Below are 14759 nucleotides of genomic sequence, written 5' to 3'. Positions count from 1 at the left end.
CGCACAAAATTAGTTAGATGTTCTTTTTACGGTGTGTAAACCAAATAGTAATTTGGATAGAATTATGCGACAATCTATTTTTTTCTTGCATAATGTACGTTGTTGTGGTAGTATGGTAAAGTGCTAATAAACTAAAATGCTTAATGCAAGTATATAGGGAGGAAAGTTATGAAAAAAAGGTTATTTATTTTTATGACAGCAATTTTACTGGCAATCGCTTTTGCTGCCTGTGCAAAAAAAGAAAAGAATACGACATCGGATCAGGTGGTAGAAGATACGGCCAATAATAATAATCAAGAACAGGGGCAAGACGAGGATCTAAAGAAGCAGGGGGAAGATCAAAGTGATAACTCATTGGAGTATATAAAAAGCAGGGGCAAGCTGATACTGGGGCTTGATGATGCTTTTCCTCCGATGGGATTTCGGGATGATTCAGGTGAAATCGTAGGTTTTGACATAGATATGGCCAAAGCCGTATGTGAAAAGCTCGGGGTTGAGCTGGTATTGCAGCCGATTGACTGGGAGGCTAAAGAACATGAGTTAAATACCAAAAATATTGACTGTATCTGGAACGGTTTTTCTGTTACGCCAGAAAGAATGGAAAGCCTGACCTTATCTATACCGTATATGGAAAATGCCATTGCGATAGTTGTTAAAAAAGACAGCGGCATAAATACCAAAGAAGATATGGCGGGAAAGAGGCTTGCGGTCCAGGGCAGATCATCTGCCGAAGAAGCTTTATATATGGAAGAAAATTCAGAGTTCAGGGAATCTCTCGGAGAAATCAATTCCAGCTTTAAAGATTATGTAACTGCACTTATGGACCTTGAGACCGGCAATTCCGATGCGGTTCTTATGGATTCAGTAGTTGCAGCTTATATGATTAATGAAGCAGGCAAAGATTTTGTTGTTCTGAAAGACACCTTGGTTGCTGAAAAATATGCGATCGGTTTCAGAAAAGGTGAAGAAGCCCTGGCAGAGGCTATTAATAATGCATTAAGAGAACTGAAGGCAGACGGAACCGTAGAAAGAATTTCTACAAAATGGTTCGGGTCAGATATAACAATTATTGAATAGAAGTATATATTAAGCGATAAAACATCCTTCCGATAACCAATTATTTTGTAAAGCAATCTAAAGTAAGAAGGTTTCACACATACCTTGAAGTACATAAGTACATATGGTGTGGTGAAACCTTCTTACTAATGTGAGAAAATTTCGAGATTAAAAGTGTCAGCGATAATTAATGTCGAAAAGTTTCAATATATGGGGATATATATAGTATGATGTATTTTATATATTTTGTCAATATATTGTATTTAATGTTAATAAAAAATTTAGAAAATAAAGGAATTAAAATAAGATTGAAAATGGCACATCATTATGGTAATATGGTAAAGTGCTAATTTAAAAAGAAAGGTTACCTGCTATGAAAATCGATAATATACCTATAGATTTAATATTAAAAAATATGTTTGCCGCAACAGGTACTGTACTAAAGATTTTTTTTCTTACCATATTGTTTTCTGTACCCTTAGGTTTTCTGGTTGCCCTGGCAAGAAGAAGCCGTTTTAAGATAATCAGCCTGCCCACAAGGATATACCAGCTTATATTCCGGGGTACACCCCTTATGTTACAGCTGTTCTTTTTCATGTACGGTCCGTTTTACATATTCGGTAAGGGCTTTGAACGGTTTACGGCCTGCATAGTAGCATTTGTAATAAACTATGCGGCATATTTTGGTGAAATTTTCAGAGGAGGTATTGCTGCGATACCGAAAGGCCAGTACGAAGCGGCAAAAGTGCTGGGCTACAGCAGACTTCAGACGTTTATGAGGATTATTCTCCCACAGGTTGTTAAAAATGTTATTCCGGCTACCGGCAATGAGTTTATGACTTTGGTTAAAGATACCGCCCTGGCCCAGGTAATTTCGGTAAGTGAAATATTCGATGTGGCATCCAAGGCAGGGTCAAAATACTTTTCGGCAATACCTGTAATGATAGCCGCCTTATTTTATCTGGTTATGAATACGGCGGTTGAGTTTGCCTTTAAGTTAATAGAAAAGAAATTTGATTATTATAAAATATAAGGCTGCTGTTATTATTTATTTTTTCGGAGGATATAAATGCTTGTTAAGGCTTATAATATAAAAAAGAAATTTGATGATGTAAATGTGCTTGAAAATATATCTCTGGAAGTTAAAGAGGGGGAAGTGGTTTCTATAATAGGACCCTCAGGGTCTGGCAAATCCACTTTGCTTCGCTGTCTTACACAGCTTGAAAGAGTGGACAGCGGAAAGATAGAGATTGACGGCAAGGTTATGGTTGATACAAAAGACGGAAAAACAGTTTATGCCGATACAAATACTTTGCACGAAATCCAGCTAAAAGTTGGTCTGGTGTTTCAGAATTTTAATCTCTTTCCCCATTATTCGGTTTTGAAAAATATAATTGATCCACAAATTGTTGTTCTTAAAAGAAGCAAAGATGAAGCCACAAAGATTGCCATGGAGCTTCTTTATAAGATGAACCTGGCTGACAAATCCCATGCGTATCCTTGCGAACTTTCCGGTGGGCAGCAGCAAAGAATAGCCATAGCCAGGGCCTTGGCCTTAAATCCCAAAATCCTTTTCTTTGATGAGCCGACTTCTGCATTGGATCCGGAACTTACGGGAGAAATTCTTAAGGTTATAAAGAATTTAGCCAAGGAAAAGATGACAATGGTTATAGTAACCCATGAGATGGCATTTGCAAAAGAAGTATCAGACCGGGTTATATTTATGGATAAGGGATTTATTGTTGAGCAGGGAACACCTCAAGAAATTTTTGGCAATTCTGTAAACCAAAGGACAAAAGAATTTTTAAGCCAGATGAATTCCTATAATCAGTTTTATTAAAATCAAAGATTTGGCAAGGTTAAGATGTTTAAATATAAATAAAATAACACTTGCAAATATTGGCTTTGTTTGTTATAATATCAACAGTACTAAATGGTAAGACTAATTGGGAGTGGACGCAAGTCCACTCTTGTATTTTGTAAACAAGGTAATTTCTATAAGAAGGATGATTATTTTTATACAATAAATAATCTGATTTTTGAAAGGCAGGGAATGAGTTGGCAAACCGCGAAGTATACGAGAAAAAAACAGAAAAATTACTGGAGCCTATCTTGGCAGAAAACAATTTTACATTGTATGATGTGGAATATGTCAAAGAAGGCGGCAACTGGTATCTGCGAGTCTATATTGACAAGGAAGGCGGCATAACCATTGACGATTGTGAGTTGGTGAGCAGGAAGCTTAGCGATTTGCTCGACGAAGAAGATTTTATACCCGATTCATATGTGCTTGAAGTAAGCTCACCGGGACTCGGAAGACAGCTTAAAAAAGATAAACATTTTGATAAAAGCATCGGTGAGGAAGTAGAAATTAAGCTCTATAAGCCTATTGACAAGAAAAAGGAATGGGTGGGCATCTTAAAAGGTTATGATGCCAATGTTATTAAAATTCAGATTGACGATCAGACTGAAATGGAAATTCCGAGAAAAGATATTGCTGTGGTCCGTCTGACTATTGATTTTTAAATATATAATTGCTTTATAATATGAAGGGAGAAGTCTGAAAATGGATGCGAACAGGGAACTGATTGAAGCACTGAACCAGCTTGAGAAAGAAAAGGATATTAAAAAGGAAGTTATTTTGGAAGCCCTTGAGAATTCGCTGGTTGCAGCATGCAAAAATAATTTTGGCAGAGCAGATAATATTAAAGTTAATATTGACCGTGAAACCGGTGTGGTAAATGTTTATGCCATGAAACAAGTTGTAGAACAAGTTACAGACCCCGTTACGCAAATCAGCCTGGCAGAGGCAAGAAAGAAGGATGTCACTCTTAACGTCGGAGATACAGTAAATATTGAAGTGACTCCGAAGAATTTCGGCAGGATTGCGGCGCAGAAAGCAAAACAGGTTGTCGTTCAAAAGATTCGTGAAGAAGAAAGAAAAGTTCTGTATGAACAGTATGTAACAAAGGAAAGAGATATCGTAACCGGTATCGTGCAACGGTATGTAGGCAATAATATAAGCATAAATCTTGGAAAAGTTGATGCTATGCTTAATGAAAATGAACAGGTTAAGGGTGAGGTTTTCCATCCTACGGAACGTATCAAGCTGTATGTCCTTGAAGTTAAGGACACACCGAAGGGACCTCGTATTTTGGTTTCCAGGACTCACCCCGAACTGGTTAAGCGTTTATTTGAAGCGGAAGTTGCAGAAATTCAGGACGGTACTGTGGAGATTAAAGCTATTGCCCGTGAAGCCGGTTCCAGGACTAAAATAGCCGTATGGAGCAATGATCCCAATGTAGATGCGGTCGGAGCCTGTGTAGGTGTTAACGGAGCAAGGGTAAATGCCATTGTTTATGAACTGAGAGATGAGAAAATTGATATTATAAATTGGAGTGACGATCCGGCTAAGCTTATAGAGAATGCCTTAAGCCCTGCCAAGGTAGTATCCGTTCATGTTAATGAAGAAGAAAAAAGTGCAAGGGTTATCGTTCCCGATTATCAGCTTTCCTTGGCTATCGGTAAAGAAGGACAGAATGCCAGACTGGCTGCAAAACTTACGGGATATAAGATCGATATTAAGAGCGAATCCCAGGTTATGGGAAATTAAGGATGTGATAGATAGTGGCAAAGAAAATACCGATGAGATTATGCACAGGATGCGGTGTATCTAAGCCAAAGAAAGAACTGATCCGCATATTGAGAACTCCCGAAGAAGACATTATTGTTGATACTACCGGAAAGAAAAACGGCAGGGGAGCATATATATGCTGTTCGGTCGATTGTTTGAAGAAAGCAATAAAGTCAAAGGGTTTGGAACGATCACTAAAGGTGGAGATACCCAAAGAATTGCTTGCCAACCTGGAAAAGGAGTTGGTATCACTTGAATCCGACACAAAGAAAAGTACTTAGCCTGTTAGGCATTGCTACAAAATCCAACAACATAGTAAGCGGTGAATTTCTAACTGAAAAGGCGGTGAAAGAATACAAGGCAGCCTTAGTCATAGTAGCTGAAGATGCATCTGACAATACCAAGAAAAGATTTAGAGACATGTGCATTTATTATAGTGTTCCTATATATTTTTTCGGAACCAAAGATGATCTAGGTCACGCAATGGGAAAGGAATTTCGTGCTTCTTTGGCAGTACTTGATAAAGGCTTGGCAGACGCGATTGAGAAGGAACTTAAAAAGATGTAGTGAGATTAACGGAGGTAGTAAGTATGGCGAAAATGAGAGTATTTGAATTAAAAAATTTAATAAATGAAGAAACTCATGGTAATATCGAGAGTAAAGATATATTGAACTTTCTTGAACAGAGCCTGGGGGTTAAGAAAACTCACAGCAGTAATCTTGAGGACCATGAAGTGAAGGCTGTTAAGGAGCATTTTATTTCTTCGGTAACCAAAACTTCCGAACCTCCTGCAGATAACGTGGTGCGTACTGCAAGTCATAAAAGTGAATTAGGTCAGGAGCTGTCACTAGCGAAAGAAGCACAAGGTAATGCCGCCCATATGGAAGTTGCAGGTCAAAGACCCATGCAGACAAGACAGGGAATACCGGTTCAACCCTTAACTTCAGGTGTAAGACCTAATGTTCCGGCAAGACCTCAGGCGGTCAGTCCTGCAAGGTCGCAAGGGCCCGGAGCCAGAGGACAGGGAATACCGGTTGCTTCCCAGGGAAGTCCTGCAGTGGGGGTAAGGCCTAACGTTCCAGCAAGACCGCAGACGACGGCTGCGGCAAAAACACAGCAGGAAGCTGCTGTAAGTTCGGCTAATGTTGCAAACAATGCAAGTGTATCCGGTACCTCAAATACTGCCGGCAACGCAAGTACTTCAGGTACCGATAATATAACTAATGCTGCCGGTACCGCAGGTTCTGCGGTTTCAAATAATACGACAAGTACTTTAGCAGCTGCTGCAAGTACTTCGGGCAATACAAACGGCTCTGCAGGGGCTGCAAATAATGCAAATATAGCCGGGCAGCAAAATAAGGCACAAAAAACCCAACAGCAAAAGAATCAGGCTCAAAAAGGCCAGGCACAGAAAGTTCAGGCTCAAAAAGATCAGACTCAAAAAGGCCAGGCCCAAAACCAGCAGCAAAAAGGTCAGGCGCCTGTAGGGGCTTCCCAAGGACAGCCTGCTCAAAAGCAATCCGGTCAAACTTCGGCAAAAGCATCTGGAGCAAATCAGTCAAGAAGCCAGCAATCAGGTCATGCTAAACAACAGGCACAACAACCGAAGGGGCAGCCGGGTACATCCAAGAATCAAAAGCCCTATAAGGATGAGCAAAAAACTTCTGTCCATTCAAAAGCGGATAAGCCGCAGGGACAGCAGAAAGGTCAAGGAAAAGATTATCAAAAATATTCTAAAGACGAAAATATGCAAAAAGGTACAAATAATATAAAAGGATCAAGTTCAGGAAGAACAAATGACAGAAAGGATTTTGACCAACAGATGCTGGATCAAAAAGTAGCTGAAAGAAACGACTTCAGTAGCAAGAAAAACAGGGACAGAAACGTCAAAGATAAGTACAGGGAAAAAGGGCCACAATTTGATGAAGAGGATATTATTTTAAATAAAATTAAGAAGGGACAATTCATTAAACCTAAGCCGGTAGAAGAAAAGAAAGAAGAAATCAAAGTTATTTCTTTACCTGAGGTAGTGACTATCAAAGAACTGGCCGAAAAAATGAAAGTACCCAGTTCGGCTTTGATTAAGAAGTTATTCCTGGAAGGAAAGGTTGTTACCATCAATCAGGAAATAACCTTTGAAGAAGCCGAGGAGATTGCCTTAGAGTATGACATTATAGCGGAAAAAGAAGTAAAGGTTAATGAATTGGAAGAACTTCTTAAAGACCAGGAGGACGATCCTTCCACTTTGGTAAAACGACCTCCGGTAGTTTGTGTTATGGGCCACGTTGACCACGGTAAAACATCCCTTCTTGATGCCATAAGACAAACCAATGTGACAGCAAAGGAAGCAGGAGGAATTACTCAGCATATCGGTGCCTACACGGTTGAGATTAACGGAGAAAAAATTACTTTCCTTGATACTCCCGGTCATGAGGCATTTACATCCATGCGTATGAGAGGAGCTCAGGCAACCGATATTGCGATTCTGGTAGTTGCAGCCGATGACGGTGTTATGCCTCAGACAGTTGAGGCTATCAGCCATGCAAAGGCAGCCGGTGTACAGATAATTGTGGCTATTAATAAAATCGATAAGCCCAGTGCCAATATTGAAAGAGTAAAACAGGAACTTACCGAATATAATCTTATTGCCGAAGATTGGGGCGGAGATACCATCATGGTTCCCGTATCGGCCCATACCAAAGAAGGAATAGACCAGCTGCTTGAAATGATTTTGCTTACGGCAGAAATTGAGGAGCTTAAAGCAAATCCCAACCGCAAGGCAAGAGGTCTGGTTATTGAGGCACAGCTTGATAAAGGTAGAGGACCTGTGGCAACCATCCTCGTCCAGAAAGGTACTTTACGTGTAGGGGATAACATTGCCGTCGGATCTTCATACGGTAAGGTCCGTGCCATGATAGATGAGAACGGAAGAAAAGTCAAAGAAGCAACTCCTTCTACACCTGTCGAGATATTGGGTTTAAATTCCGTTCCCGATGTGGGTGAGATATTTGTAGTAACAGACACAGAAAAAGAAGCAAGACATATAGCAGAAGTATATATTGCTCAAAGTAAGGAAAAACTGGTTGCTGAAACTAAATCAAAGATAACCCTGGACGGTTTGTTCTCTCAGATTCAGGCCGGTAATATTAAAGACCTTAACTTAATTATTAAGGCCGATGTTCAGGGATCCGTTGAGGCATTAAAGCAAAGCCTGGTTAAGCTCAGCAATGAAGAGGTTGCAGTACGGGTAATCCATGGCGGTGTAGGCGCAATTAACGAATCCGACGTCATTCTTGCAAGTACATCCAACGCCATTATAATCGGATTTAACGTAAAACCCGACAATATTGCAAAAGAAAGAGCTGAACAGGAGAAAGTAGAGATAAAACTTTACAAGGTTATATACAATGCCATTAACGATGTTGAAGCCGCTATCAAAGGCTTGCTTGATCCCGTATTTGAGGAACAGGTTATCGGCCATGCCGAAGTCCGTCAGACATTCAAAGCATCCGGTATCGGTACCATTGCCGGTTCTTACGTTCTTGACGGCAAGATCACAAGAAGCAGCAAGGCCCGTATTTACAGAGACAACATTCTGGTATATGACGGCAGCCTGGCATCCTTAAAGAGATTCCAGGATGACGTAAAAGAAGTTGCTGCCGGATACGAATGTGGACTGGTATTTGAAAGATACAATGATATAAGAGTTGGCGACCAGGTTGAATTCTATGTTATAACAGAGGTACCCAGATAAAATGGGTATACCGGATAAGCTACTGGTTAGAAAGGTATGGGTGATAGTATGAGGAAGAACAGCATCAAAAACACCAGAATAAACGGTGAGGTAAAAAGAGAGCTGAGCAATTTAATCAGCAGGGAAATAAAAGATCCGAGGATTCACCCGATGACCTCAGTGGTTGATGTGGAAGTGGCTCCGGATTTAAAGACTGCAAAAGTATATATAAGCGTTATGGGTGACGAGAAAGCCAAAAACGATACTTATCAGGGCCTTAAAAGTGCGGCATCCTTCATGCGCGGCCAACTGGCTAAAAACTTAAACTTACGTAATACACCGGAGCTTATCTTTATCATAGACAACTCCATTGAATATGGTATTAATATTTCAAGATTAATTGATAAAGTTAGTGCTCAATCATCACAGAATGCAAAAGAAGTGGACATTGATGAAACAGATGAAGATATAGCGGACGATGATGTGGCGGAAGATGAATAATAATTACATGACAAAAGAAAGATATAAAGATGACACTGACTAAAATGCGTTACCGATAAAAGTATTTCAGGCTGAAAGGATATTAAAATGAGTATTTTTACGAATAAAAATATCGAAGATGCATTGTTAAATTCTAAAAAGGTTGCAATAGCCGGCCATATCAGGCCGGACGGAGATTGTATAGGCTCATGTACGGCATTGTATATGTACTTGAATGAATGCCGAAAAGAGCTTGGACTTGAGCGTGTTGATGTATATCTCGAGCCTTTTGGTGAGGAGTTTAATATCCTTTCCGGTACGGAACACATAAGACATACCAGTGATAACGATGAGGTATATGATGTGTTTATTTCTCTGGATAGCAGCAGTCCCGACCGCTTAGGTTTTGCCATTAAGTATTTTGAATCGGCAAAGAAAAGGATTTGTATTGATCACCATATTACAAATGTTTTCTTTGCCGATATAAACCATGTGGTGGCAGATGCTTCATCCACCTGTGAAGTTTTATATAATCTGATGGACAATAGCAGAATAACAAAGGATATTGCCAAAAGTCTTTATATAGGTATAGTCCACGATACCGGTATGTTTAAAAACAGCAGTACCTCGGATAAAACTATGGAGATTGCGGCAGGCCTTATCAGAAAAGGTATAGATTTTACCAGACTGATCGATGAAACCTTTATCCAGAAGACTTATATGCAGCTTCAGATAATGGGCAGATGCCTTATGGAAAGCCAGGTTCTTTTGGGCGGTAAGGTGATCGTATCAAGTATTGAGCGTAAAGTGCTCGATTTTTACGGGGCAAGCTTTGGAGACCTAAACGGGATAATCGATCAGCTGCGTACCGCAAAAGGCTGTGAAGTGGCCATATTTATATATGAAACCAATGAGAATGAACATAAGGTAAGTTTAAGATCAAACAGTATTGTGGACGTCAGCAAGATTGCCTATTATTTTGGCGGAGGTGGACATATTAAAGCTGCCGGCTGCACAATGGCAGGTACCGTTCAGGACATAATAAACACTCTGACTCCTCATATTGAAGAACAGTTAAGGGCAGGAAATGCTCTTTAAAGGGGCAGATAAAATTGATTGACGGAATTATTAATATATATAAAGAAAAAGGATATACCTCTCATGATGTTGTGGCAAAAATGAGAGGTATATTAAAAATAAAAAAAATCGGACACACGGGCACCTTGGATCCTGAAGCGGAAGGTGTCCTTCCCGTATGTATAGGCAAAGCTACAAAAGTCGTTGATTTAATCGTAGATAAAGACAAAACATATGAAGCGGTTATGAAACTAGGTATAGTAACCGATACCCAGGATATGACGGGAAATGTTTTAAAAGAAGCTTCCGTGAATGTGGATTTACAACAGATAAAAGAAGCGGTTGAAAGGTTTATCGGAGGCTATGACCAGATACCGCCCATGTATTCTGCCGTAAAGGTTAACGGAAAAAAACTTTATGAACTGGCAAGGCAGGGTAAAGAAATAGAAAGAAGCTCCCGGAAGGTAATGATTTATAATATAGAAATTCTCAAATTTGACCCGGATGAACATGAGGTAAGGCTTAGGGTTGATTGCGGTAAAGGAACCTATATCAGGACATTGCTTCATGATATCGGGGAAATTTTGGGATGCGGAGGAGTTATGAAAACCCTGCTGCGTACCAGAGTCGGTAATTTTGATATTTCCGGGTCATTATATTTAAGTGAAGTGGAAGAATATGTCCGCAGCGGTACTATCGGCGGACATATTGTTTCTGTAGATGAGATTTTTTCGTCATACCCAAAAGCGGTTATGAGCAGCAAATACGATAAGCTCGTTTACAATGGCAATGCCTTTTTTAAAAGAAATCTGGACTTCTTATCTGATCAGGATACTATAAGTGGGGGAGCTTTGGTTCGGGTTTATGATTCAAGGGGAGTTTTTGTCGGTATTTATCGTTTTGATGCTGATTTGAGCAAGTTTGTCGCTTATAAAATGTTTTTATAATTACTACCGGAGGATTTAATGAAATATATAGCGGGAAAAACAGAATTTTATATTAATAACAGCGCAGTAACATTGGGTAAATTCGACGGACTCCATCTGGGACACCAAATGCTGATTAATGAGGTTTTGTCTCAGAAAAAACTGGGGATGACTTCTGTGATGTTTACTTTTTTGTATCATCCCCATAATGTAATTTCCGATAATGAGATTAAATTGATTTATACGGAAGAGGAAAAGAAGGCAAAGCTTGAAAAATACGGTTTGGATATATTGATATCCTATCCTTTTACATTTTATACAAAGAGCCTTGAACCGGAGGATTTTGTAAAGGATATTCTGGTCCAAAAACTGGATGCAAAAGTAATTGTTGTAGGAAATGATTTCAGATTTGGACGGGAGCGAAGAGGAGACGTAAATATGCTCAAAGCCATGGAGGATATCTATGGCTTTAAAGTTATTACCTTTGAGAAGAAAACATGGAAGGATAAGGTTATAAGCAGTTCGGTTATCAGAAATGAACTGGAAAAAGGAAATATTGAAGCGGTAAATGCCATGCTTGGAGCCCCCTATTCCGTATTCGGAAGGGTACTTCACGGAAAGAAAATCGGAAGAACTTTGGGAATGCCAACGATTAATCTTATACCTCCGGCAAACAAACTTCTTCCGCCAAGGGGTGTATATATTTCCCGGACAATTATAGATGGCAAAGCCTATCCCGGTATGACCAATATAGGTGTTAAACCTACTGTCGGCAACGAAGAACCGGTGGGTATAGAAACATATATCTATGATTTTAACATGAATCTATACGGGCAGGAGGTTTCGGTCGAGTTTCTTAAATATATAAGGCCGGAAATCAAATTCGGAAGTTTAGATGAGTTAAAGCACAGAATGGCAGAAGATTTGGATTTGGGAAAAAAGTATTTCGGTATTTAGATTAATTGACTAAAAACCGGACTATATGGTAATATATAGAAAAATACGGGAAGGATGTAATTGTTATGGAAAAACTTCGTGAAAAGAAGAACTTAGGCATACCGGTTACTATCCTGGTTGTATTCGCTTATCTGATAGGATATTTTTTATCTAAAAATATGTCCGGTACGCTTATTATTGCCTTGATATTTGCTGCGACGGTATTTACTTTAAATTTTGACGACAAAGTAAAGAATGCGGTAAAACACTCATATGTCTTTGCAATTCTGTTTCAACTTATTTACTTTGTGATTAATTTGATTACATCATTTGCGTCTTTATTTAACGGAGGACTGGACAATATAAAGATTGAAAATTTCTTCTATTCGTTCAATTATTTTAGAAGTGCGCCTGTTTTTTTCCCTATTTTTATAATATTGCTGTTATCGTTTCTTGTTGATGCGGCTGTTACAGCCGTCTATGTCATATGCATAATCATGACCCTGATCGGAAAAGATGTTAAAATAGGGATAATATCAAATATTCTCGGCGAAGCACAGTCTAAAAATACATATTCCCGTCCGCCCTTTGGCAGACAGAATAACGGTAGTACTACTCATATGCAATCACAGACTTCGCAGCCTTACGAACAAGCACCGTCAGATCAGATATCGGCACAGTCTATACAGGCCCCTGAATCTATGGAAGACCTAAAGGAAAATGATAAGGTTCATATGACAAATACGGAAAATCAGGGTACTGTTTGTACAAGATGTGGAAGAGTCAATGAAAATGATGCAATTTATTGCGGGTCGTGCGGGACAAAGCTAAAATAAGGGAAAAATTATCTAAATTAAAATAAATTTGTAGTTGAAAACATGAAATTATTATGATATTATAGCTGTTGTGGTTAACCAGCCAATACTCGGAAATTGGGAAACTCCGGCCTTTTCTTGGTATTTGGTGTTTAAATTATTAAAGGAGGAAAAGATATGCTTAGCAAAGAAAGAAAAGCTGAAATTATTAAAGAGTACGGAAGGACTCCTCAAGACACAGGTTCACCCGAGGTACAGATTGCATTGTTAACAGAAAGAATTAATCAGTTAACTGAGCACCTGAAGAATAATAAGAAAGACCATCATTCCAGAAGAGGACTTCTTAAGATGGTTGGTCAAAGAAGAGGACTTCTTGAGTACCTTAAGAGAACAAACATTGAGTCCTATCGTGAACTGATTGAGCGTTTAAATTTAAGAAAGTAATTAAATCAAAAACTGCTCCTTTGCAAAATTTATGGAGCAGTTTTTTATTCAACATTATTTGAAGTAATAAATGTACCTGTTTGTCAGTCTTTTAAAGATTTGACAGGTATATTAGATGCAAAGATATTTGTCTAAATATTTAAATGACAAAATAAACTATATCTAATTGGAAAACTAAACTATAATATTGAAATTTACGTAAAGAGGCATTATGAAAAGACTAAAAATTATACTGAAAGATAAGGAATTTTTAAAAAAGACATTTGCACTTACCATACCGATTGTACTGCAAAATCTGTTGAATAACCTGGTTAATCTGGTTGATACCTTAATGATAGGTAAACTCGGTGAAACCAGCATAGCAGCCGTAGGACTTGCCAACAAATATTTCTTTATATTTGCTTTGCTGACTTTCGGAATTAGCAGCGGCTCAGGAATATTGGCCTCCCAATATTGGGGAAAGGGTGAACTTTTAAATATTAAACGGGTTTTGCGTATCGCCATATTAATAGGAGTCGGCGGATCGCTTCTGTTTGTCATTCCGGGCTTTTTCTTTCCAGAGTTTGTTATGAGAATATTTACTCCTCTAGCCGGAACGATTCAGGAAGGTAGGAAATATCTTGTTATAATCGTATTCAGCTATCCTTTAGTCGCGATTTCCGTGGCGTTCGTATCAGTCTTAAGGAGTATGAATTATGTTAAGCTGCCGGTTATTATAACAGGCATATCCATCATGGTGAATGTATTTTTTAATTATTGCCTTATATTTGGGAATTTTGGCTTTCCCAGGATGGGTGTGGCAGGAGCGGCTTTAGCTACGGTTATCGCAAGAATCGTAGAATGCGCAGCATTATTAATACTAGTTTATTCCCATAAAACCGGTGACGGAAAACTGGGTGATTTTATTCACCAAAAGTATAACAAACATAAAGAAACGGGTGAACCGTTTCTTAATAAACTCTTTCTTACCAAGTATATTCGCACCGCCTCTCCCGTAATTGCCAATGAGTTTATGTGGGGATTTGGTGTTACCATGTATTCTCTGGTATACGGTAGGATGGGAGATGCGGCAACTGCAGCCATTACTATTACAAATACAGTTGAGCAGGTAGCCTTGGTATTATTTTTTGGCATTTGTAATGCTTCTGCGGTATTGCTTGGAAACGAACTGGGCTCCAATGAACTTGACAAGGCAGAGGAACACGCAAAAAATTATATAGTTATGATGTTCTTATTATCAATTGTCGGAGCTATAATTGTACTTATGGCAAGAATTCCTGTTGCTTCGATTTTTGATGTATCGGATGAGGTTTTTGAATATGTTATACTCTGCATAACAGTTTTTGCCTTATACATGCCGGTCAGGATGTTAAACTCCCTTTTTATTGTGGCGATACTAAGAAGCGGAGGAGATACCAAAGCATCATTATTTCTTGACGTAACCAGTGTTTATCTGGTGGGAATTCCAATGGCTGTATTGGGAGGACTGGTATTTAAACTTCCTATATACATCGTATATGCCATGATTATGATTGAAGAAGTGTATAAGCTGATCTTCAGTTATATAAGGTATAGGCAGAAAAAGTGGCTAAAAAATATAGTGGCTTAGGATCTATATTTATTTGCACTAAGGCTTTGTTTTTAGTAATTTGCAGTA

15 protein-coding genes are annotated in these 14759 nt (G+C 38.9%); all 15 read left to right on the top strand.

All coding sequences use genetic code 11. The features are described from left to right. The first annotated feature begins 168 nt into the window (after nt 1-168). The gene (locus HHT355_RS06260; protein WP_103202572.1) at nt 169-1077 is read left to right on the top strand and encodes an amino acid ABC transporter substrate-binding protein; all 909 of its coding nucleotides are present in this window, start codon (nt 169-171) and stop codon (nt 1075-1077) included. Between the two features lie 352 nt (nt 1078-1429). Beyond that, the gene (locus tag HHT355_RS06255) at nt 1430-2089 is read left to right on the top strand and encodes an amino acid ABC transporter permease (protein WP_103202571.1); all 660 of its coding nucleotides are present in this window, start codon (nt 1430-1432) and stop codon (nt 2087-2089) included. Nucleotides 2090-2125: 36 nt separating this feature from the next. Then, on the top strand, nt 2126-2896 hold the full coding sequence (locus HHT355_RS06250; RefSeq protein ID WP_103202570.1) for an amino acid ABC transporter ATP-binding protein: 771 nt from the start codon (nt 2126-2128) through the stop codon (nt 2894-2896). 218 nt (nt 2897-3114) lie between these two features. Further along, the gene (rimP, locus tag HHT355_RS06245) at nt 3115-3582 is read left to right on the top strand and encodes a ribosome maturation factor RimP (RefSeq protein ID WP_103202569.1); all 468 of its coding nucleotides are present in this window, start codon (nt 3115-3117) and stop codon (nt 3580-3582) included. A gap of 40 nt (nt 3583-3622) precedes the next feature. Next, complete coding sequence (gene nusA / locus HHT355_RS06240) at nt 3623-4669, top strand: transcription termination factor NusA (RefSeq protein WP_103202568.1); 1047 nt, start codon at nt 3623-3625, stop codon at nt 4667-4669. 14 nt (nt 4670-4683) lie between these two features. Then, nucleotides 4684-4971 carry an RNase P modulator RnpM gene (gene rnpM, locus HHT355_RS06235; protein ID WP_103202567.1) on the top strand — a complete coding sequence of 96 codons (288 nt, stop codon included), beginning with the start codon at nt 4684-4686 and terminating at the stop codon, nt 4969-4971. Beyond that, the gene (locus HHT355_RS06230; RefSeq protein WP_103202566.1) at nt 4943-5257 is read left to right on the top strand and encodes a L7Ae/L30e/S12e/Gadd45 family ribosomal protein; all 315 of its coding nucleotides are present in this window, start codon (nt 4943-4945) and stop codon (nt 5255-5257) included. The genes rnpM and HHT355_RS06230 overlap by 29 nt, the downstream gene beginning before the upstream one ends. Nucleotides 5258-5280: 23 nt before the next feature. Continuing rightward, entirely contained in the window at nt 5281-8445 is a 3165-nt protein-coding gene (gene infB, locus HHT355_RS06225; RefSeq protein WP_330403377.1) for a translation initiation factor IF-2, read from the top strand. A 48-nt stretch (nt 8446-8493) separates the two neighbouring features. Continuing rightward, nucleotides 8494-8925: a 30S ribosome-binding factor RbfA gene (gene rbfA, locus HHT355_RS06220; protein ID WP_103202565.1), complete on the top strand. Its 432-nt coding sequence runs from the start codon at nt 8494-8496 to the stop codon at nt 8923-8925. An 87-nt stretch (nt 8926-9012) separates the two neighbouring features. Next, on the top strand, nt 9013-10002 hold the full coding sequence (locus HHT355_RS06215; RefSeq protein WP_103202564.1) for a DHH family phosphoesterase: 990 nt from the start codon (nt 9013-9015) through the stop codon (nt 10000-10002). A gap of 14 nt (nt 10003-10016) precedes the next feature. Continuing rightward, nucleotides 10017-10928: a tRNA pseudouridine(55) synthase TruB gene (gene truB, locus HHT355_RS06210; protein ID WP_103202563.1), complete on the top strand. Its 912-nt coding sequence runs from the start codon at nt 10017-10019 to the stop codon at nt 10926-10928. An 18-nt stretch (nt 10929-10946) separates the two neighbouring features. Then, the gene (locus HHT355_RS06205; RefSeq protein WP_103202562.1) at nt 10947-11864 is read left to right on the top strand and encodes a bifunctional riboflavin kinase/FAD synthetase; all 918 of its coding nucleotides are present in this window, start codon (nt 10947-10949) and stop codon (nt 11862-11864) included. Nucleotides 11865-11929: 65 nt separating this feature from the next. Then, a complete protein-coding gene (locus tag HHT355_RS06200; protein WP_103202561.1) occupies nt 11930-12679 on the top strand; it encodes a zinc ribbon domain-containing protein in 750 nt (249 codons plus the stop codon). A gap of 156 nt (nt 12680-12835) precedes the next feature. Continuing rightward, complete coding sequence (gene rpsO, locus HHT355_RS06195) at nt 12836-13102, top strand: 30S ribosomal protein S15 (RefSeq protein WP_103202560.1); 267 nt, start codon at nt 12836-12838, stop codon at nt 13100-13102. Between the two features lie 211 nt (nt 13103-13313). Continuing rightward, nucleotides 13314-14711, top strand: coding sequence for an MATE family efflux transporter (locus tag HHT355_RS06190; protein WP_103202559.1), 1398 nt, complete (start codon nt 13314-13316; stop codon nt 14709-14711). Nucleotides 14712-14759: the final 48 nt, after the last annotated feature.

Source organism: Herbinix hemicellulosilytica, assembly GCF_002904165.1.
Taxonomy (GTDB): domain Bacteria; phylum Bacillota; class Clostridia; order Lachnospirales; family Lachnospiraceae; genus Mobilitalea; species Mobilitalea hemicellulosilytica.
Note: the sequence above shows the minus strand (reverse complement) of the source record. Positions and strands in the feature narration are given on the sequence as shown.